Origin of the sequence: Escherichia sp. WS1451, assembly GCF_046487365.1 — a bacterium.
Classification (GTDB): Bacteria; Pseudomonadota; Gammaproteobacteria; order Enterobacterales; family Enterobacteriaceae; genus Escherichia; species Escherichia coli.
Genome location: NZ_JBJQJP010000005.1, coordinates 55204 through 74876 on the forward strand (window position 1 = coordinate 55204; position 19673 = coordinate 74876).

A 19673-nucleotide genomic window follows, 5' to 3' on the forward strand; every position below is an offset into this window, starting at 1 on the left:
CTTAAAAATACCCCTGACGTTTTTTCAGCTCCATAGACCCCGCCTGGTCGCGGTCAATCACGCGGCCCTGACGTTCACTGGTGGTGGAAACCAGCATCTCTTCGATGATCTCCGGCAGTGTTTGTGCATTTGACTCCACCGCACCGGTCAGCGGCCAGCAGCCCAGCGTACGGAAACGCACCATCCGTTTTTTAATCACTTCGCCCGGTTGCAGGTCGATACGGTTGTCATCAATCATCATCAACATACCGTCGCGTTCCAGAACCGGACGTTCCGCAGCGAGATACAGCGGCACAATGTCGATATTTTCCAGCCAGATGTATTGCCAGATATCCTGCTCGGTCCAGTTAGAGAGCGGGAAGACGCGGATGCTTTCGCCTTTGTTAATTTGCCCGTTGTAGTTGTGCCACAGCTCCGGGCGCTGATTTTTCGGATCCCAGCGATGGAAGCGGTCACGGAAAGAGTAGATTCGCTCTTTAGCGCGGGATTTCTCTTCGTCACGACGTGCGCCACCGAAGGCGGCATCAAAACCGTATTTGTTCAGCGCCTGTTTCAGGCCTTCAGTTTTCATAATATCGGTATGTTTCGCGCTGCCGTGTACGAATGGATTAATCCCCATCGCCACGCCTTCCGGGTTTTTATGCACCAGCAGCTCGCAGCCGTAGGCTTTCGCCGTACGATCGCGGAACTCATACATCTCGCGGAATTTCCAGCCGGTATCGACATGCAGCAACGGGAAAGGCAGCGTACCTGGATAAAACGCCTTGCGCGCCAGATGCAGCATGACGCTGGAATCTTTACCGATAGAGTAGAGCATCACCGGATTTGAGAATTCTGCAGCCACCTCGCGAATAATGTGGATGCTTTCCGCCTCCAGTTGCCGCAGGTGAGTAAGTCGTATTTGATCCATAACCGTTCCTTTGCAATACCGCTATTTTCTTGCCATCAGATGTTTCGACTATAGGGAGCGTAAGAGAACGAATGAAATTACCAATTAGAATGAGTAGTTCCTTAACGGAATAACGATTTGGCAAAGCTAATATCAAAAAGTGCTTAAGGCACCGGATTTCGGGCGTTTAGGAAGATTTGAAATTGTTTTAGCGCAGCGGCAGTTTCATACTATGGCGGTAAAAAAATTTGCATGGTATTTAAGGACTCACTATGTTTTCCGCATTGCGCCACCGTACCGCTGCCCTGGCGCTCGGCGTATGCTTTATCCTCCCTGTCCAGGCTGCCACTGTAAGACCTGGAGATATTGCCAATACTCAGGCACGACATATTGCTACTTTCTTTCCGGGACGCATGACCGGAACTCCAGCAGAAATGTTATCTGCCGATTATATTCGCCAACAGTTTCAGCAAATGGGTTATCGCAGTGATATTCGGACATTTAATAGTCGGTATATTTATACCGCCCGCGATAATCGCAAGAGCTGGCATAACGTGACGGGAAGTACGGTGATTGCCGCTCATGAAGGCAAAGCGCCGCAGCAGATCATCATTATGGCGCATCTGGATACTTACGCCCCGCTGAGCGATGCTGACGCAGATGCCAATCTCGGCGGACTGACGTTACAAGGAATGGATGATAACGCCGCAGGTTTAGGTGTCATGCTGGAATTGGCAGAACGCCTGAAAAATACGCCTACCGAGTATGGTATTCGATTTGTGGCGACCAGTGGTGAAGAGGAAGGGAAATTAGGTGCTGAGAATTTACTCAAGCGGATGAGTGACACCGAAAAGAAAAATACGCTGCTGGTGATTAATCTCGATAACTTAATTGTTGGCGATAAATTGTATTTCAACAGTGGTGTAAAAACCCCTGAAGCAGTAAGGAAATTAACGCGCGACAGGGCACTGGCAATTGCGCGTAGTCATGGAATTGCCGCCACCACAAATCCAGGTTTGAATAAAAACTATCCGAAAGGCACTGGGTGTTGTAATGACGCAGAAATATTCGACAAAGCGGGCATTGCTGTACTTTCGGTGGAAGCGACAAACTGGAATCTTGGGAATAAGGATGGTTATCAGCAACGCGCAAAAACAGCCGCATTCCCTGCAGGAAATAGCTGGCATGACGTAAGACTGGATAATCAACAGCATATTGATAAGGCACTTCCAGGAAGAATAGAACGTCGCTGCCGTGATGTTATGCGGATAATGCTACCGTTGGTGAAGGAGCTGGCGAAGGCATCTTAATGGGTTTGAAATGATTACTCCCTTGCCTGCAGGAAATCAATGCCACCAGAAACAGAGTATAAAAAAGGGGTGCAGGAGGCCAAACAATCACAATTCAGTACGCGGGGTTTTACCCCGCGTGGTGGCTACTTCTTCGATTCGTAAGCGAGAACTGCCTTAAACTCCATACCACGTTCTCTGATACTCAACTCACACAACGAGTCGCCTACCATCAACGTGAATCCCAGTACTGTACAACACAGTACGATGATTGCCACAAGGGCATATTTTGTCAGCATGTCTTGCCTCCCTGCAAAGAAGAGACTAACATCCGAATTGCTTAGGTTCGAACGCTGGCCTCAGGTTGATAGAAATATCGCCTGGGGCTTTTGTCCATCTGGAACCTCGCGAATGCTTAACGCCAGACAGCCTCAAGCACCCAACGCCATTCTATGCCTGTTGATTCTTCCTGCGGCGTTCACGTTTAAAATCAGGAATCCTGCTCGCAAAATAAAAACGCCCCCATCTTTTCAGACAGAGGCGTTTAATTTAAGCAGCAATATTTACCCTTCGTGTAATCCACATTCCCTTTTCAAGCCAAAGAAACGCGTTTCTTCTTCCGCCATGCCGGGTTCCCATTTACGGGTTGTATGGGTATCACCGACCGATAAATATCCTTCGTCCCATAATGGGTGATATTTCAGGCCATGTTTTTGCAGGTACTGATATATCGTTCGGTTATTCCAGTCGATAATCGGCAGCACTTTAAATACGCCACGCTGAATTGCCAGCACCGGTAAATTGGCGCGGCTGCCGGATTGTTCACGGCGCAGGCCAGCAAACCACGTTTGCGCGTTTAGTTCTTTCAGCGCCCGGTTCATCGGTTCGACTTTGTTGATGTCATTGTACTTTTCAATGCCTTCAACGCCCTGCTCCCATAGTTTTCCGTAACGTGCTTCCTGCCAGGCGGCGCTTTCGGTAGCGCGGTACACTTTCAGGTTGAGTTTGAGTTTGTCCGTTAACTCGTCAATAAAGCGGTAGGTTTCCGGGAACAGGTAGCCGGTATCGGTGAGGATCACCGGAATATCCGGGTGAATCTGATTCACCAGATGCAGGCTCACCGCCGCCTGAATGCCAAAGCTGGAAGAAAGTACATATTCACCGGGCAGATTATCCAGCGCCCAGGCAACGCGGCCTTCAGCGTCCAGTTTTTCCAGTTCGGCGTTAGTTTCCGCCAGCGCCAGAATGCGATCTACCTTCGGCAGTTCGTTCAGGGCGTTTAGATCGAGTTTGGACATAGATTCCTCACTGTTTGCCTTGCCTGATGCGACGCTCACGCGTCTTATCAGGCCTACAAGACCGGGCTGATGGTTAATCCCACAAATCGCGCGCCGGATCGAGCACCGGGCGAATGATGCCCGCACGCACCGTAAAGTCGCCGAAGCCTTCACCCGCTTCGCGCTCTTTCGCCCAGCGCCCTATCAGTTCATCAAGCGACGCCAGGATTTCCGGTTCGGTGATGTTTTCTTTATACATCCGTGGGATACGTGTCCCAATGCGGTTGCCGCCAAGATGCAGGTTGTAACGACCCGGCGCTTTACCCACCAGGCCCACTTCCGCCAGCATCGCGCGACCACAACCGTTCGGGCAGCCTGTTACACGCATCACGATATGCTCATCGCTGACACCATGTTTCGCCATTAAATTATCGATGTTGTCGATAAAAGACGGCAGGAAACGCTCGGCTTCGGCCATCGCCAGCGGGCAAGTCGGGAATGACACGCAGGCCATTGAGTTTTCACGCTGCGGCGTGACGGCATTCATTAACCCGCTCTCTTTGGCGATCTTCTCGATCTTCGCTTTCTCGCTTTCCGGCACACCGGCGATGATCAGATTCTGGTTCGCCGTAATGCGGAAATCACCTTTGTGGATCTTCGCGATCTCCAATAAGCCAGTTTTCAGCGGACGGCCAGGGTAATCCAGGATACGACCATTTTCGATAAATAGCGTCAGGTGCCAGTTATCATCAATGCCCTTAACCCAACCAATACGATCGCCGCGTCCGGTGAACTCATACGGACGGATCGGTTCAAATTTGATCCCCGCGCGACGCTCCACTTCCGCTTTAAACGTCTCAACCCCCACGCGCTCCAGCGTGTATTTGGTTTTGGCATTTTTACGATCGGTTCGGTTACCCCAGTCACGCTGAGTTGTCACGACGGCTTCCGCCACCGCTAGCGTATGCTCCAGCGGCAGATAGCCAAACTCACTCGCCGTGCGGGCGTAGGTTTTCTTGTTGCCATGTTCGATGGAAAGCCCACCGCCCACCAGCAGGTTAAAGCCCACCAGCTTGCCGTTTTCGGCGATCGCCACGAAGTTCATGTCGTTGGCGTGCAGATCGATATCGTTCTGCGGCGGGATCACTACCGTGGTTTTGAACTTACGCGGCAGGTAGGTCTGACCAAGGATCGGTTCTTCATCGGTGGTGGCGACTTTTTCCTGATCGAGCCAGATCTCCGCATACGCGCGGGTACGCGGCAGCAGATGTTCAGATATTTTCTTAGCCCATTCATAGGCTTCCGCGTGCAGCTGCGACTCGTAAGGGTTCGAGGTGCAGAGTACGTTACGGTTCATGTCGTTAGCAGTCGCCAGCGCATCAAGACCCACCGAGTGCAGCATCTGGTGCACCGGTTTGACGTTCTTTTTCAGAATGCCGTGGAACTGAAACGTCTGGCGGTTGGTCAGGCGAATGCTGCCATAGATGGTGTTTTCACCGGCAAATTTATCGATCGCCTGCCACTGTTTGGTGGTAATCACCCCACCCGGCAGACGACAGCGCAACAGCATCGCGTGGCGCGGCTCCAGCTTCTGTTCAGCACGTTCGGCGCGGATGTCGCGGTCATCCTGCTGATACATGCCGTGGAAGCGGATCAGCAGGAAGTTGTCGCCCTTAAAGCCGCCGGTCAGGCCGTCGTTTAAATCTTCCGCAATGGTGCCGCGCAGGTAGTTGCTTTCAAGCTTCATGCGCTCGGCGTCTGTCAGTTTTCCTTCGACCACTAAAGGCCCTGGATGTTTTTCGCTCATTAGTAGACATCTCGCTGATAACGGCGCTCTACGCGCAGCTCACTTAAAAATTCATCCGCCGCTTCGGTGTCCATGCCACCAAATTCGGCAATCACTTCCAGAAGTGCCTGCTCAACGTCTTTCGCCATGCGATTAGCGTCGCCGCAGACATAAATGTGGGCACCGTCATTGATCCAGCGCCACAGCTCTGCGCCCTGTTCGCGCAGTTTGTCTTGTACGTAAATTTTTTCTTTTTGATCGCGCGACCAGGCAAGATCGATACGCGTCAGCACGCCCTCTTTGACGTAGCGCTGCCATTCCACCTGGTAGAGGAAATCTTCCGTAAAGTGCGGGTTGCCAAAGAACAACCAGTTTTTACCCGGCGCTTCGTCAGCGGCGCGCTGCTGCATAAAGGCGCGGAACGGCGCGATGCCGGTGCCTGGGCCAATCATAATCACCGGGGTTTCTGGGTTGGCTGGCAGGCGGAAGTTGTCGTTATGTTCGATAAATACGCGGACTTCGCCCTCTTCTTCCACGCGGTCCGCGAGGAAGCTGGAGGCACCACCGGCACGGGCGCGGCCTTCCACGTCGTAACGCACCACGCCAACGGTGACGTGTACTTCGTTCTCGACTTCCGCCTGCGAGGAGGCGATGGAATACAGGCGCGGGGTCAGCGGGCGCAGCAGATTAATCAGCGCTTCGGCATCCAGTTGCGCCGGAGAGAAACGCACCATGTCGACAATCGGCGTGGTCGCGGCGTAATGCTGTAACTTCGCTTTATCGCCCACCAGCGGCAGCAGCGTTTCGCTGCGGGTAAGCGTGGCATAGTTCTCAACAATGTTGGCGGTGTTGACGGTCAGTTCGAAGTGCCACTGTAGCGCTTCGTTCAGAGGCAACGTTTTGCCCTCGACGGTGACAGGTTCATCGCCTTTCAGCCACAGCAGTTCGACAAGTTCTTTCACCAGTGCCGGATCGTTCTGATACCAGACACCCAGCGCGTCACCCGGCTGGTAACGCAGGCCCGAGTCACCTAAGTCAATTTCAATGTGACGAACGTCTTTTTCAGAGTTACGCCCGGTAATTTTCTGATTAACAGAGAGGCTCGCCACCAGCGGCGCGTCTTTGCTATACGGGCTGGTGTGGATTTCATTTACCGTGCCAGTAGCGACGGATTGCGAAGGTGCCGCGACAGGCGCACGCGATTTAAGCGCATCAACCACGCGGGCGCGCCACTCGCTGGCAGCAGCCTGGTATTCAACGTCGGCATCGACACGGTCGAGCAGGCGTTCACCGCCCAGTTCCGCCAGCTTACTGTCAAAATCTTTCCCGGACTGGCAGAAAAATTCATAAGAACTATCGCCGAGGCTAAACACGGCAAAAGAGGTATTTTCCAGCTTCGGCGCTTTTTTGGAGAACAGGAACTTATGCAGCGCGACGGCTTCTTCCGGCGGTTCCCCTTCTCCTTGCGTTGACGTCACCACGATAAGCAGTTTTTCGCTGGCGATTTGTTTGAATTTATAGTCGCCCGCGTTCACCAGCTTAACGTTCAGTTTTGCTGCCAATAAATCATCGCGTAATGCTTCAGCAACCCGGCGCGCATTGCCGGTTTGCGAGGCGGAGATAATAGTTATACCCGGCATTTCTGCGGCGGGCGCTGGCGTCGCTGCAAGCGCAGCAGGCTGCTGGTTGAGCACGCCCCAGAAATAGCCAGAAACCCAGGCAAGCTGGGTGGGAGTTAAATCGGTCGTGGCCGCCTGAAGGCGTGCCAGTTGCTCCGGGTTCAACGGAAGCAACGCGGAAGGTGGGACCTGTGTCGTCATGCGTCGTTATGTTCCAGTAAGCAAAGCTGTTTCTGCGCCCTGTCAGCGCCCATAAAACAGAAGAGAAGGTAAGGTTAACGGGGTGAACGGTGTGGATTAAAGACGGGATAGCGATAACTAATAACCAAATCGACTAACCTGTTTTAGCAATAGTCTTTAACAACAAAACAGATTAACCAACCCAGTGAAAAACAAATGAATTTAGCCAATCATTAAGATAAATCAGCGATTTTGCGCAACAAAGTCGTTTTAGATAATGCGAAAAAACAGCCTTTCCGGTACTCTACGGCGGTTTTATCGTCCTGTAGAGAAATTATGATGTCCACCACGTTATTTAAAGATTTCACCTTCGAAGCCGCTCACCGCTTACCACACGTCCCGGAAGGGCATAAATGTGGTCGCCTGCACGGGCATTCCTTTATGGTGCGACTGGAAATTACCGGGGAAGTCGATCCGCATACGGGCTGGATTATCGATTTCGCTGAACTGAAAGCGGCGTTTAAGCCAACCTACGAGCGCCTCGATCACCATTATCTCAATGATATTCCAGGCCTGGAAAACCCAACCAGCGAAGTTTTAGCAAAATGGATTTGGGATCAGGTTAAACCCGTTGTGCCGCTGTTAAGTGCGGTGATGGTAAAAGAAACCTGCACCGCAGGTTGTATCTATCGCGGCGAATGATAAGAGTGTGTCGGCGGTCAATTTCCCTTAAGTAACGCTATGTTAGGGTGTTGTGTTCTGGATATCTGGGGCATGACATGGAAGACGACTGCGACATTATTATTATTGGTGCCGGTATTGCAGGCACCGCTTGCGCGTTACGCTGCGCGCGAGCGGGTTTATCCGTTTTGTTACTGGAACGCGCTGAAATCCCCGGCAGCAAAAATCTTTCCGGCGGGCGTTTATATACCCAGGCGCTCGCGGAACTCCTCCCACAATTTCATCTGACCGCGCCTCTTGAACGACGCATCACTCACGAAAGCCTTTCCCTGTTAACGCCGGATGGCGCAACGACGTTTTCCAGCTTACAGCCCGGCGGTGAATCCTGGAGTGTATTACGTGCACGGTTCGATCCGTGGCTGGTTGCCGAAGCCGAAAAAGAAGGTGTCGAATGCATCCCTGGTGCGACGGTGGATGCGCTGTATGAAGAAAACGGCAGGGTGTGTGGTGTCATTTGTGGTGACGATATTCTCCGCGCCCGTTATGTGGTGCTGGCAGAAGGTGCCAACAGCGTCCTGGCTGAGCGTCACGGGTTAGTGACTCGTCCTGCTGGCGAAGCGATGGCGTTGGGGATCAAAGAAGTGCTGTCGCTGGAAACATCCGCTATTGAAGAACGTTTTCATCTGGAGAATAACGAAGGCGCAGCGTTGCTGTTCAGCGGCGGGATCTGTGATGACTTACCCGGCGGCGCATTTCTTTATACTAATCAACAAACGCTCTCGTTAGGGATTGTTTGCCCGCTCTCTTCACTTACGCAAAGTCGTGTTCCGGCAAGCGAGCTGCTGGCTCGCTTTAAAACGCATCCGGCAGTGCGCCCGCTTATCAAAAACACGGAATCACTGGAGTATGGTGCGCATCTGGTGCCAGAAGGTGGCTTGCACAGTATGCCGGTGCAATACGCCGGTAACGGCTGGCTGCTGCTGGGCGATGCGTTGCGCAGTTGCGTCAATACCGGAATTTCCGTGCGCGGCATGGATATGGCGCTAACTGGCGCGCAGGCGGCGGCACAAACGCTGATAAGCGCCTGCCAGCACCGCGAGCCGCAAAATCTGTTTGCGCTTTATCATCACAACGTAGAGCGCAGCCTGCTGTGGGATGTTCTACAGCGTTATCAGCATGTTCCGGCGCTTTTGCAACGCCCTGGCTGGTATCGGGCGTGGCCTGCGTTAATGCAGGATATTTCCCGTGATTTATGGGATCAGGGTGATAAACCTGTTCCGCCGCTGCGCCAGTTATTCTGGCGTCATTTACGTCGTCACGGCCTGTGGCATCTGGCGGGCGATGTTATCAGGAGTCTGCGATGTCTGTAGCCCGTAATCTCTGGCGCGTTGCCGATGCGCCGCACATTGTTCCAGCTGACTCCGTTGAGCGCCAGACGGTACAACGGTTGATTAACGCTTGTCCGGCTGGTCTTTTTTCGCTCACACCGGAGGGTGACTTACGCGTTGATTATCGCGGCTGCCTGGAGTGTGGCACCTGCCGTTTGCTGTGCGACGAATCAACACTACAACAGTGGCGCTATCCGCCTTCCGGATTCGGCATCACCTACCGTTTTGGATAAATAATAAGGATAATTTATGCCCCTCTTACACCTGCTCCGCCAGAATCCGGTGATTGCTGCCGTTAAAGATAATACCAGCCTGCAACTGGCAATCGACTCTGAATGCCAGTTTATTTCCGTGTTGTACGGCAATATCTGCACCATCAGTCATATCGTCAAAAAGATTAAAAGTGCCGGGAAATATGCCTTTATTCATGTCGATTTGCTGGAAGGCGCATCGAACAAAGAAGTGGTGATTCAGTTTCTGAAACTGGTGACCGAGGCGGACGGCATTATCAGCACGAAAGCATCGATGCTGAAAGCAGCAAGAGCGGAAGGTTTTTTCTGTATTCATCGCCTGTTTATTGTTGATTCGATTTCGTTTCACAACATTGATAAGCAAGTTGCGCAATCGAATCCGGATTGTATTGAGATCCTGCCTGGCTGTATGCCCAAAGTGCTGGGCTGGGTGACGGAGAAAATCCGCCAACCGCTGATTGCTGGCGGGCTGGTGTGCGATGAAGAAGATGCGCGTAATGCGATTAACGCGGGTGTCGTGGCGCTTTCCACCACGAATACCGGGGTCTGGACATTAGCGAAAAAATTGCTTTGACGGGATATTCGTAACGAATTGAATTTGTGTGATTTGTAGGCTGCACGCCACATCGGACATTCAGCGCCTGATGCGACGCTTGACGCGTCTTATCAGGCCTACAAGTCCCCAGCCCAGAACCGTCGTTATTGGCAATCTGCGTGAATGTTTGTCACCAGTGCCTCCAGCACCACTTTCCAGTCATCAACCACGCCAACATCTGCCTGTGAAAATACCGCTGCGCTGGCGTCATGATTAATCGCCACCACAAACTTGCTATTGCATACGCCCGCCATTAACGCTGCTGCGCCAGAAGCGCCAACAACAATACACACCTCAGGTGCCAGCAGATGTCCGGAAATACCAATCACTTTTTCAGCATCAACGCCACCGTTCATCACTCGCGCCCGACTGTAGCCCACTTCGGCTCCCAGCTTTTCTGCCAGCATAGCGATTTCCTGGTTATCTGCCTCTCCGCCCTGCCCCACCACCAGCACCCGTCTGGCTTCAGCTAATGGGTCGCGGGTAACATTTTTCAGGTTTTCTAGGCTAACCAGCCAGTCGGGAAGCGCGCCGGGGACAATGTTCAGTTGCTGCATCCCAGAGGGCAACGTGGCGTTTTTATCTGCTCCCGCCTGACGCGCCAGCGAAAGGCATAGCGGGCGTTTGTCTGTTTGCAGCGTCGCCGTCAACGCATTTCCCCAGTGGGATTTGCGCACGCTTACGGTTGGAATATCTAACGAAGTCACCTGGCAGATGCTTGCACCATGTAAACGCCAGGCCAGCCGGGTCGACAGTTCATCGCCAAACGTTCCCGGCGGAAAGAGAACAACGTCCGCAGGCGTTCGCTGCCACTGTTCCACCAACGCATCCAGCACCTGTTCCGCCACTACGGGCTGAGGTTCAATCTGCCAGTGCGCCAGGGTACAACCGCTGAAATCCTGCGCCGCCAGCCAGCTCGCTATTGCGGCATTCTCCTGATTTATTGTCACAATTGCGATATTCATGGCTGCATCCTTTGGCGTAAATAGTTCTGCCATAGCTTTTGCGCTTTTTCTGCTACCGTTTGCCCATCAATCAGCGTCGCTCCGCGTCGTTGCTCTGCTCTTGCCAGATGCAGACACTGCATCGCTGGCAATTCGACAGCAACAGTTTTACGGATAATTGCTGCTTTCCCCGCAGCCATTCGCTGACGCATTCCCGGTACTGGCAAGGCCACTTCACCACACTGACGCACGGCAATCACCGCAGGCAAGCGAACCCGGTAACAGCGCAGCCCGTTTTCAGTACGCTGTTCAAGGGTGATAAACGGCGCGTCGAGAGTAAAACGCTCCACCTGGGTGAAGCAGGGCCAGCCCAGCATTTCCGCCAGCAAAAATGGCGTTTGCCCATTCTGCCCTTCGCTGCTTTGGCAGCCGGTAATGATCAGATCCAGCGGATTCTGACGCTGCCATTCGGCAATATGGCGAGCGACAAATTCCGGCGCAAAGCGCAGATCTGCCACCGTCTCCAGCAATACAGCGTCCTCAAACCCAAGAGCCATGAGATAGCGCAGCCAGTGCAACGCCCGTTCATCCCCCATGCTCAACGCGGTTAAAGACATCGGCGTACCGTTTTTTCTCTGCGCCAACAGCAGCGCGGCGGCAGCCTGTTCATCAGCACCGAGTAAACTTCGCAGTAGCGAAACATCCGGTCCGCTATTACCCTGAGCCGCCGCCTGCCACTCTTTTTCCGCCAGCATTCCGGCATCCGGTTCGGCTTTAAACGCTAACAGAATGTTCATTCGCACCTCCTACATTTCCCGCCGCCACCAGCGGGAGTGCTTTGGTTTCTGGTGCCCATAGCCAGGTCACGACAAAACCAACCAACAACACTGCCGCCAGGAGCAATAAGGTGACTTGCATTCCCCACTGCGCCAGCACCCACGGCAGCAGGCCCGTACTTACTGCCGCGCCCAACCGACTCATGGCGGTGGCAAAACCGACGCCCAGCGAGCGAATGTCAGTAGGAAAACTCTCCGCAGGCAAAATGCCCACCAGATTACTGACTGCTGAAATGGTGGTGCTGAAGAGAACAAAAAGCAGCAGCGTTAATGAACTGCCGGAAGGCAAACAGGCCATTACTACCAGCGTTGCCACCAGCAGCAAAAAACTTCCCAGCAAAAACTTGCGATGTGCCAGCAGGTGCGTCAGAACTAATCCCAGCAGCGCGCCCACAATTAACAACGCATTAAGCATCAGGCTAGCTGTCAGCGCATCTTCCAGACCAATAGTTTGGGCGATAGTTGGCAGCCAGGTATAAATCACAAACCATGGGATTACGAGGCAGACAAAGAAGACGCTGTTAAACGCTGTGCGCCGCCAGTAGCGCGAAGAGAACAAGGTTTTGATGTGTTTATGGGTCGCCGTTGCCACTTCATCGCCCAGTAAAACATGGGGACCAAAGTAGCGATGCACGATAGCGTGAGCTTCAGCAAAACGCCCCTGGCGCAGTAGCCAGCGTGGCGATTCCGGCGTGCCCCAACGTAGCAGCGTAATCAGCAAGGCTGGTAACGCCGCTGATGCCAGCAGCCAGCGCCAGGCCTCCGGGCTTTCGGAAATAAAGTGATGTCCGGCAATACTTGCCAGCACATAGCCTACGGTCCACACCACACTGAATGCGCCCAGCAAAATACCGCGATGGCGGCGCGGGGAAAATTCAGCCAGCAAGGTGTGACCGACTGAGTAATCGCCTCCCAGACCAATGCCGATCAAAATGCGCAATCCAATAAGATGCTCTGGCGTGGTGGCAAAAAATTGCAAGAACGAAGCGAGCGTAATCAGCATAAAACTGAAGGTGAAGATTTTTTGCCGCCCGATATGGTCGGAGATCCACCCCAAAACCAGGCTGCCAAGAAACAAACCAAGGAGCGCCGAGCCGCCGATCATTCCCGCCATTAACGGCGTCAGTTGCATGGCGGGCGTAAGCTGAATAATGGCGTAACCAATGACGCCGAGAACATAACCGTCGGTCAGGTGCGCGCCGAAAGTGAGCGCAGCAATTCGACAGTGAAAACGGTTAAGCGGTAAATCATCCATTCGCACCGGTGAAGTGTTCATCTTTACCCCTTCATTGTCCGGTAATAAGAACGGCTTCTCGCCTGAGAAGCCGAAAAGGCAACGCCCCGTCATCGCGGAACGCTGCCTGACACATTATTTTTCAATCGGATAGATAGTACCCGTATTCATAATGCCGTTAGGATCGAACTGCTTTTTCAGCCCTTCCAGCAACGCCCACGCGCTGCCGTGTTCCAGTTTGCTCCAGTGAACGCGATGTTTACCGATACCGTGGTGGTGCACCATCGAACCGCCGAGACGAATGGTTTCTTCGCAGATGATTTTGTTGAGCGGATTGTGGTACTTGTCGATTTCCTCTTCCGGCTTACAGTCAACGACGTTGTAGTCGTAGACGAAGTACATGTTGGTGCCGTTCTGATAGCTATGAGAGGAGTGACCGCCCAGCATGGTGATGTCGTCGGCGTGCGGGAACTCGGTACGAATACGGTTAATAACGCTTTCGTAGATTTCGTGAATGCAGCTCCAGCAGCCGGACACTTCGGTGGTAAAGCCCATGTTGCCGGTTTTGAGGATCTGCACACGTTCAGCGGCCACTTTATCCGGCCCCCAGTTCAGGTGATTAAACCAGGTTTCGATCAGCTTGCTGTCCACGCGCTGGCATTGCGGGTAGCGCGCCACGATTTCAGCAATCCCTTCACCCGTCGCCTTCGCAATGCGAGGGTTACCTTCAGCCATAAAGATAAGCACGCATTTACCATCGGCAAAATGGGTGAAGTGTTGGGTGCCATCTTCAGCGTCATATAAACGAGCGATCGACGGACGATACCCTTCCACCATGATTTCACGCAGGATGTTGAAGCCGGTTTTCATATCTTCCAGGATATAGCCGTAGAAGAGGTTGTTTTCCGGGGTGAATTTAAAGATTTTCACTGTTACTTCAGTGATATAGCACAGTGCACCTTCGTTGCCGATGATGATGTGACGAATGTCCGGGCCAGCCGCGCGGCGTGGCACGTTTTTAATACGTGTGACGGTACCATCTGCCAGTACCGCTTCCAGACCAACGACCATATCTTCGATTGCGCCGTAGAGTGTGGAGAACTGCCCGATACTGCGGGTTGCTACCAGGCCGCCCATCTGCGCCAGCGGTTTTGATTGCGGTGAATGCCCCGTGGTGTAACCTTTTTCACGCAACGCGTTTTCCAGCACCTCCAGCGGAACGCCACATTGCGCCGTGGCCTGCATATTCTCAATATCAATATTAATGATTTGATTCATGGCAGAGCCGTCGAGCACCACCGAGTTTTCCACAACGGTTTCCAGCCCGCCTTCAGTGGCGGAAGCACCGGTACGCGGCACACCGTTAATTTTGTGCGCATTCATAAAATTCAGCACACGGGATACTTGTTCTGTGGAACCGAGTTTTACGACCGCTGCCGGAATCGGCAAAGTATAAATGCCATGAATATCCGGAAATTTGCGAAAACGGTCAATACTGTTTTTCTTTAATACTGTTTCATCGGTAATTACGCGATCTGCACCAACAATTTCCTTTAGCTGGTCGACAATCGCTGCGCGAGATAAAGACATAGTAATTCCTTCCTGATAATAAAAATGGAATAATCATTAATAAGAGAAAACAGAAACCACCGTTATGGATTAGCGCACTAAATAACCGCCATCGACCACTAATAAATGCCCGTTAACATAATTTGAAGCCGGACTTGCGAGGAAGACGGCTGCGCCCATTAAATCCTGTGTATCGCCCCAACGGTTTGCCGGAATATGATCAAGAACGCGCTGATTAGTTTCAGGATTACTGCGTGTCGCCAGCGTAATATCTGTTGCATAATAACCTGGAGCAATACCATTTACCTGAATATTATATTGACCTAGTTCATCACAATAAGCTTTGGTGAATCCAGCAAGAGCATGTTTAGTTGCAGAATATGCAGGTGACCATTGTCCACCTAAGTAAGAGAACAATGAACAGATATTAATAATTTTACCGCTTTTCTGCGGGATCATAATTTTTGCCGCTTCGTAGCTTAACTCGAATGCGGCGGTCAGGTTCACATCAATCATCGGGTCCCAGTCGGCACGACCGAAGTCCAGCACCTTATTCAGCTTACAAATACCGGCATTGTTAACCAGAATATCTACGGTACCGAAGCGCTCACAGCAGGCAGCGATAATCTTCTGCGGCGCGCCTTCTGCGGTGATATCCACCTGCATAAAATCAACTTCGACACCCTGTTTTTCAATCATTTCCTTTGTTTCGCCGTTATCTTTGACGAAGCTAGGGATAAAGACATTTGCGCCAGCTTTGGCCAACGCCATGGCAAATGCCTGGCCTAAACCGCTATTCCCACCAGTAACAATTGCTGTTTTACCTTTCAGGGAGAAAAAATCCATTGAGAACGCATTGAGAGATTCGATTGACATAGTTAGCTCCAATTTCCGTAAGGCAAAAAAAAAGAAAGGTAACTTCCCCCGCGAGAGGGAAGTTACCTTTCTCATTATCTCTGGTAACTGGATATAATTTTTAGCATAAGGGCATAAGCGCTAATGTGATCGTAATCACAGTGTGATATTCGTATTATCAAATAATTTTAAAAAGCAGAAGCGTGACTACTCTCACACAACACCACTGCTTTCCATGTTATTTCTTATTGCAATTACTAGAGACCTGAGAAAAGTAATCCACCTGAAAGGGCGGCTTACTTTTCTCTTTTTTTTGTCTATTACAAATGGGAATACGATATGCAACACAACTCATATCGCCGTTGGATAACCCTCGCGATAATTAGTTTTAGCGGCGGCGTTAGTTTCGACCTGGCTTATTTACGTTATATTTATCAAATTCCCATGGCAAAATTTATGGGATTCAGCAATACCGAGATAGGTTTAATAATGAGTACCTTTGGTATTGCAGCTATTATTCTTTATGCGCCCAGTGGCGTTATTGCCGATAAATTCTCACATCGCAAAATGATTACTTCCGCGATGATCATTACCGGATTACTGGGTCTGTTAATGGCAACTTATCCACCGCTGTGGGTAATGCTCTGTATTCAGGTCGCCTTTGCGATAACGACGATTTTAATGCTGTGGTCGGTGTCGATTAAAGCCGCATCGTTGCTGGGCGATCATAGCGAGCAAGGGAAAATTATGGGCTGGATGGAAGGGCTGCGCGGCGTCGGTGTAATGTCGCTGGCGGTGTTTACCATGTGGGTCTTTTCTCGCTTTGCACCGGATGACAGCGCCAGCCTGAAAACGGTCATTATCATCTACAGTGTGGTCTACATTTTATTGGGGATTCTGTGCTGGTTTTTTGTTAGCGATAACAACAACCTGCGCAATACCAATAACGAAGAAAAACAGTCATTCCAGCTTAGCGACATCCTGGCCGTTTTGCGCATCAGCACCACCTGGTATTGCAGCATGGTGATTTTTGGTGTCTTCACCATCTACGCCATTCTGAGTTACTCCACCAACTATCTCACCGAAATGTACGGCATGTCGCTGGTGGCGGCGAGCTACATGGGGATTGTGATCAACAAAATATTCCGCGCGCTGTGTGGTCCACTTGGCGGCATTATCACCACCTACAGTAAAGTGAAATCCCCTACCCGCGTGATCCAAATCCTTTCCGTACTCGGCTTGCTGGCGTTAACTGCCCTGCTCGTCACGAACTCTAACCCGCAATCGGTCGCGATGGGGATTGGCCTGATTTTACTGCTGGGATTCACCTGTTACGCCTCACGCGGGCTGTACTGGGCCTGCCCTGGCGAAGCGAGAACACCGTCTTACATTATGGGCACCACGGTAGGTATTTGTTCGGTGATTGGATTCCTGCCGGATGTCTTCGTTTACCCGATTATCGGCTACTGGCAAGACACCCTGCCCGCTGCAGAAGCCTACCGCAACATGTGGCTAATGGGCATGGCGGCGCTTGGCATGGTGATCATCTTTACCTTTTTGCTGTTCCAAAAAATTCGTACTGCTGATAGCGCCCCCGCAATGGCTAGCAGCAAGTAAGCCAGGAAAATTACAGGAGAAAAATCATGTCGAAAAAATACATCATAGGGATTGATGGCGGAAGTCAGAGCACAAAAGTGGTGATGTACGATCTGGAAGGTAATGTGGTTTGCGAAGGCAAAGGCTTATTGCAGCCGATGCACACGCCAGATGCCGATACCGCAGAACATCCTGACGACGATTTATGGGCATCATTATGTTTTGCCGGTCACGATTTGATGAGTCAGTTTGCCGGAAATAAAGAAGATATTGTCGGTATTGGTCTGGGATCCATCCGTTGCTGCCGTGCGTTATTGAAAGCCGATGGCACGCCAGCTGCGCCGTTGATTAGCTGGCAGGATGCACGCGTTACACGCCCTTACGAACATACGAATCCTGACGTGGCATATGTCACCTCTTTTTCAGGTTATCTGACGCATCGCTTAACCGGCGAGTTTAAAGACAATATCGCCAACTATTTTGGTCAGTGGCCGGTGGATTATAAGACCTGGGCATGGAGTGAAGATGCCGCAGTCATGGAGAAGTTTAATATCCCCCGTCATATGCTGTTTGATGTGCAAATGCCGGGCACTGTTCTTGGGCATATCACTCCTCAAGCCGCGCTGGCGACACATTTCCCAGCTGGGCTGCCGGTTGTTTGTACCACCAGTGATAAACCGGTAGAAGCTCTGGGAGCCGGATTACTGGATGATGAAACGGCGGTGATTTCTCTTGGCACCTACATCGCGCTGATGATGAACGGTAAAGCACTGCCGAAAGATCCGGTGGCGTACTGGCCGATTATGTCTTCTATTCCGCAAACATTGCTGTATGAAGGTTACGGTATTCGCAAAGGCATGTGGACGGTGAGCTGGCTGCGCGACATGTTAGGCGAGTCGTTAATTCAGGATGCCAAAGCACAGGATCTTTCACCGGAAGATTTGCTCAACAAAAAAGCGTCTTGTGTGCCGCCTGGCTGTAATGGTCTGATGACGGTGCTGGACTGGCTGACCAATCCGTGGGAACCATACAAACGCGGGATTATGATCGGCTTTGATTCCAGCATGGATTACGCATGGATATATCGTTCGATACTGGAAAGCGTGGCGCTGACGCTGAAGAACAATTACGACAATATGTGTAATGAAATGAATCACTTTGCAAAGCATGTGATCATTACTGGCGGCGGTTCGAACAGCGATCTGTTTATGCAGATTTTTGCCGACGTGTTCAACCTTCCGGCACGCCGTAACGCCATTAATGGTTGTGCAAGTCTGGGGGCAGCGATCAATACGGCGGTAGGTCTGGGGCTATACCCGGATTACGCAACGGCTGTCGACAAAATGGTTCGCGTGAAAGATATCTTTATGCCTGTTGAGAGCAACGCCAAACGCTACGACGCGATGAATAAAGGCATTTTCAAAGACCTAACCAAACACACTGATGTGATCCTGAAAAAATCGTATGAAGTGATGCATGGGGAATTGGGGAATGAAGATTCGATCCAGAGCTGGTCGAATGCGTAAGTGAGATAAACAGTGCCGGGTAGATGATTAATCCCGGCATATTCACGTTTCCACCACAAAATACCGGGTAACCACTGCTGAATATTGTTCTCTCCTGAGCAGCGTTTATGCTTTAATTGCTAAACCGATTTAATTAGTTTAGCAATTAGTATATTGGAGCCTTTATGAGCGCAAGAGTATGGGTACTCGGTGATGCGGTTGTTGATTTATTACCTGAAAGCCAGGGGAGACTACTACAGTGTCCTGGCGGGGCGCCTGCTAATGTTGCAGTCGGTATCGCAAGGCTGGGGGGGAAAAGTGCCTTTATTGGCAAAGTTGGCGATGATCCTTTCGGTCGCTTTATGTATCAGACACTGAGTACAGAAAATGTTGATACACGTTATATATCTCTTGATCCTCAACATCGCACCTCAATTGTGGCTGTAGGACTTGATGAGCAAGGAGAAAGAAACTTTACCTTTATGGTACGCCCAAGTGCCGATCTTTTTTTACAACCTGGTGACCTTCCTGCATTTGGGCCGGGTGAATGGCTCCATCTTTGTTCCATTGCGCTCAGTGCAGAACCTTCCCGAAGTACCGCATTTCTGGCTATGGAGAAAATACGTCAGGCTGGCGGAAACATCAGTTTTGATCCCAATATCCGCAGCGATCTCTGGCAGAGTGAAGCGCTATTAAGGAAATACCTTGATCGCGCACTTTCGCTGGCGAATATCGCTAAATTGTCCGAAGAAGAGTTGCTATTCATCAGTGGCGAAAGCCAGGTTCAGCAAGGCGCATATTCATTAGTACAACGTTATTCGTTGACTTTATTGCTTATTACACAAGGAAAAAATGGCGTACTTGTGTATTTTGAGGGGCAGTTTATCCACTATCCCGCCAAACCTGTTTCTGTCGTCGATACGACCGGGGCAGGAGATGCTTTTGTCGCTGGATTACTTGCAGGTCTGGCTGATTCTGGAATACCAACAAATACCAGACAGCTTGAACGAATCATTGCACAAGCTCAGATTTGTGGTGCTCTGGCGACCACGGCTAAAGGCGCGATGACCGCCTTACCCCGACAACACGATCTCCCTTCACAATAGTGATCCTGCTATTGTATCTGTAACCCGATTTGTCGTGCCTGTCACATTTACTAAATCGGTTTAGCGAAAATAA

The 19673-nt window shown here is 51.3% G+C and carries 18 protein-coding genes; 8 read left to right on the forward strand and 10 right to left on the reverse strand.

Annotation, left to right across the window (positions count from 1 at the left end; genetic code table 11):
• Position 1: 1 nt before the first annotated feature.
• On the reverse strand, positions 2 to 910 hold the full coding sequence (gene cysD, locus ACJHX7_RS08730; RefSeq protein ID WP_000372108.1) for a sulfate adenylyltransferase subunit CysD: 909 nt from the start codon (positions 908 to 910) through the stop codon (positions 2 to 4).
• A 251-nt stretch (positions 911 to 1161) separates the two neighbouring features.
• Here cysD and iap point away from each other — a divergent pair, with 251 nt between their 5' ends.
• Positions 1162 to 2199 (forward strand): alkaline phosphatase isozyme conversion aminopeptidase, encoded by a 1038-nt coding sequence (gene iap / locus ACJHX7_RS08735; protein ID WP_094030061.1) that lies wholly within the window; start codon positions 1162 to 1164, stop codon positions 2197 to 2199.
• Positions 2200 to 2324: 125 nt separating this feature from the next.
• Here iap and ACJHX7_RS08740 read toward each other — a convergent pair whose 3' ends face one another.
• The 4 genes from ACJHX7_RS08740 to cysJ form a co-directional block, all read right to left on the reverse strand.
• Positions 2325 to 2477 (reverse strand): Hok/Gef family protein, encoded by a 153-nt coding sequence (locus tag ACJHX7_RS08740; protein ID WP_000956458.1) that lies wholly within the window; start codon positions 2475 to 2477, stop codon positions 2325 to 2327.
• 264 nt (positions 2478 to 2741) lie between these two features.
• Positions 2742 to 3476, reverse strand: coding sequence for a phosphoadenosine phosphosulfate reductase (gene cysH / locus ACJHX7_RS08745; RefSeq protein ID WP_022646040.1), 735 nt, complete (start codon positions 3474 to 3476; stop codon positions 2742 to 2744).
• 73 nt (positions 3477 to 3549) lie between these two features.
• Complete coding sequence (gene cysI / locus ACJHX7_RS08750) at positions 3550 to 5262, reverse strand: assimilatory sulfite reductase (NADPH) hemoprotein subunit (protein ID WP_001290706.1); 1713 nt, start codon at positions 5260 to 5262, stop codon at positions 3550 to 3552.
• On the reverse strand, positions 5262 to 7061 hold the full coding sequence (cysJ, locus tag ACJHX7_RS08755) for an NADPH-dependent assimilatory sulfite reductase flavoprotein subunit (protein ID WP_094030062.1): 1800 nt from the start codon (positions 7059 to 7061) through the stop codon (positions 5262 to 5264). Before cysJ ends, cysI begins: the two co-directional genes overlap by 1 nt.
• A gap of 318 nt (positions 7062 to 7379) precedes the next feature.
• On the opposite strand from cysJ, the gene queD reads away from it, so the two are divergent.
• The 4 genes from queD to ACJHX7_RS08775 all read left to right on the forward strand — a co-directional run bounded on the left by queD (position 7380) and on the right by ACJHX7_RS08775 (position 9934).
• On the forward strand, positions 7380 to 7742 hold the full coding sequence (queD, locus tag ACJHX7_RS08760; RefSeq protein ID WP_000108294.1) for a 6-carboxytetrahydropterin synthase QueD: 363 nt from the start codon (positions 7380 to 7382) through the stop codon (positions 7740 to 7742).
• 77 nt (positions 7743 to 7819) lie between these two features.
• Complete coding sequence (locus ACJHX7_RS08765) at positions 7820 to 9091, forward strand: FAD-dependent oxidoreductase (protein WP_001361312.1); 1272 nt, start codon at positions 7820 to 7822, stop codon at positions 9089 to 9091.
• Positions 9082 to 9342: a ferredoxin family protein gene (locus ACJHX7_RS08770; protein WP_000109536.1), complete on the forward strand. Its 261-nt coding sequence runs from the start codon at positions 9082 to 9084 to the stop codon at positions 9340 to 9342. The genes ACJHX7_RS08765 and ACJHX7_RS08770 overlap by 10 nt, the downstream gene beginning before the upstream one ends.
• Before the next feature lie 16 nt (positions 9343 to 9358).
• Positions 9359 to 9934, forward strand: a complete 576-nt coding sequence (locus tag ACJHX7_RS08775) for a glycerol-3-phosphate responsive antiterminator (RefSeq protein WP_094030063.1) — start codon at positions 9359 to 9361, stop codon at positions 9932 to 9934.
• A 125-nt stretch (positions 9935 to 10059) separates the two neighbouring features.
• Here ACJHX7_RS08775 and ACJHX7_RS08780 read toward each other — a convergent pair whose 3' ends face one another.
• The 5 genes from ACJHX7_RS08780 to ACJHX7_RS08800 all read right to left on the reverse strand — a co-directional run bounded on the left by ACJHX7_RS08780 (position 10060) and on the right by ACJHX7_RS08800 (position 15414).
• Entirely contained in the window at positions 10060 to 10920 is an 861-nt protein-coding gene (locus ACJHX7_RS08780; RefSeq protein WP_094030064.1) for an electron transfer flavoprotein subunit alpha/FixB family protein, read from the reverse strand.
• Positions 10917 to 11696: an electron transfer flavoprotein subunit beta/FixA family protein gene (locus ACJHX7_RS08785; RefSeq protein WP_094030065.1), complete on the reverse strand. Its 780-nt coding sequence runs from the start codon at positions 11694 to 11696 to the stop codon at positions 10917 to 10919. Before ACJHX7_RS08785 ends, ACJHX7_RS08780 begins: the two co-directional genes overlap by 4 nt.
• Positions 11674 to 13083, reverse strand: a complete 1410-nt coding sequence (locus tag ACJHX7_RS08790) for an MFS transporter (RefSeq protein ID WP_172837108.1) — start codon at positions 13081 to 13083, stop codon at positions 11674 to 11676. The genes ACJHX7_RS08785 and ACJHX7_RS08790 overlap by 23 nt, the downstream gene beginning before the upstream one ends.
• A 21-nt stretch (positions 13084 to 13104) precedes the next feature.
• Positions 13105 to 14559, reverse strand: coding sequence for an FAD-binding oxidoreductase (locus ACJHX7_RS08795; protein ID WP_000059295.1), 1455 nt, complete (start codon positions 14557 to 14559; stop codon positions 13105 to 13107).
• A 69-nt stretch (positions 14560 to 14628) separates the two neighbouring features.
• A complete protein-coding gene (locus ACJHX7_RS08800) occupies positions 14629 to 15414 on the reverse strand; it encodes an SDR family oxidoreductase (RefSeq protein WP_000021342.1) in 786 nt (261 codons plus the stop codon).
• Positions 15415 to 15732: 318 nt separating this feature from the next.
• Between ACJHX7_RS08800 and ACJHX7_RS08805 the strand changes: the two genes are divergently transcribed.
• The 3 genes from ACJHX7_RS08805 (at position 15733) to ACJHX7_RS08815 (ending at position 19600) form a co-directional block, all read left to right on the forward strand.
• A complete protein-coding gene (locus ACJHX7_RS08805; RefSeq protein WP_094030068.1) occupies positions 15733 to 17010 on the forward strand; it encodes an MFS transporter in 1278 nt (425 codons plus the stop codon).
• A 26-nt stretch (positions 17011 to 17036) separates the two neighbouring features.
• The gene (locus ACJHX7_RS08810; RefSeq protein WP_022646046.1) at positions 17037 to 18515 is read left to right on the forward strand and encodes an FGGY-family carbohydrate kinase; all 1479 of its coding nucleotides are present in this window, start codon (positions 17037 to 17039) and stop codon (positions 18513 to 18515) included.
• Between the two features lie 164 nt (positions 18516 to 18679).
• Complete coding sequence (locus ACJHX7_RS08815; protein ID WP_094030069.1) at positions 18680 to 19600, forward strand: aminoimidazole riboside kinase; 921 nt, start codon at positions 18680 to 18682, stop codon at positions 19598 to 19600.
• The last annotated feature ends 73 nt before the right edge of the window (positions 19601 to 19673 follow it).

What these genes read in the sequence shown, in the direction of transcription:
- cysD (WP_000372108.1), bottom strand. Translation starts at nt 910, where the DNA reads ATGGATCAAATACGACTTACTCACCTGCGGCAACTGGAGGCGGAAAGC.
- iap (WP_094030061.1), top strand. Translation starts at nt 1,162, where the DNA reads ATGTTTTCCGCATTGCGCCACCGTACCGCTGCCCTGGCGCTCGGCGTA.
- ACJHX7_RS08740 (WP_000956458.1), bottom strand. Translation starts at nt 2,477, where the DNA reads ATGCTGACAAAATATGCCCTTGTGGCAATCATCGTACTGTGTTGTACA.
- cysH (WP_022646040.1), bottom strand. Translation starts at nt 3,476, where the DNA reads ATGTCCAAACTCGATCTAAACGCCCTGAACGAACTGCCGAAGGTAGAT.
- cysI (WP_001290706.1), bottom strand. Translation starts at nt 5,262, where the DNA reads ATGAGCGAAAAACATCCAGGGCCTTTAGTGGTCGAAGGAAAACTGACA.
- cysJ (WP_094030062.1), bottom strand. Translation starts at nt 7,061, where the DNA reads ATGACGACACAGGTCCCACCTTCCGCGTTGCTTCCGTTGAACCCGGAG.
- queD (WP_000108294.1), top strand. Translation starts at nt 7,380, where the DNA reads ATGTCCACCACGTTATTTAAAGATTTCACCTTCGAAGCCGCTCACCGC.
- ACJHX7_RS08765 (WP_001361312.1), top strand. Translation starts at nt 7,820, where the DNA reads ATGGAAGACGACTGCGACATTATTATTATTGGTGCCGGTATTGCAGGC.
- ACJHX7_RS08770 (WP_000109536.1), top strand. Translation starts at nt 9,082, where the DNA reads ATGTCTGTAGCCCGTAATCTCTGGCGCGTTGCCGATGCGCCGCACATT.
- ACJHX7_RS08775 (WP_094030063.1), top strand. Translation starts at nt 9,359, where the DNA reads ATGCCCCTCTTACACCTGCTCCGCCAGAATCCGGTGATTGCTGCCGTT.
- ACJHX7_RS08780 (WP_094030064.1), bottom strand. Translation starts at nt 10,920, where the DNA reads ATGAATATCGCAATTGTGACAATAAATCAGGAGAATGCCGCAATAGCG.
- ACJHX7_RS08785 (WP_094030065.1), bottom strand. Translation starts at nt 11,696, where the DNA reads ATGAACATTCTGTTAGCGTTTAAAGCCGAACCGGATGCCGGAATGCTG.
- ACJHX7_RS08790 (WP_172837108.1), bottom strand. Translation starts at nt 13,083, where the DNA reads ATGACGGGGCGTTGCCTTTTCGGCTTCTCAGGCGAGAAGCCGTTCTTA.
- ACJHX7_RS08795 (WP_000059295.1), bottom strand. Translation starts at nt 14,559, where the DNA reads ATGTCTTTATCTCGCGCAGCGATTGTCGACCAGCTAAAGGAAATTGTT.
- ACJHX7_RS08800 (WP_000021342.1), bottom strand. Translation starts at nt 15,414, where the DNA reads ATGTCAATCGAATCTCTCAATGCGTTCTCAATGGATTTTTTCTCCCTG.
- ACJHX7_RS08805 (WP_094030068.1), top strand. Translation starts at nt 15,733, where the DNA reads ATGCAACACAACTCATATCGCCGTTGGATAACCCTCGCGATAATTAGT.
- ACJHX7_RS08810 (WP_022646046.1), top strand. Translation starts at nt 17,037, where the DNA reads ATGTCGAAAAAATACATCATAGGGATTGATGGCGGAAGTCAGAGCACA.
- ACJHX7_RS08815 (WP_094030069.1), top strand. Translation starts at nt 18,680, where the DNA reads ATGAGCGCAAGAGTATGGGTACTCGGTGATGCGGTTGTTGATTTATTA.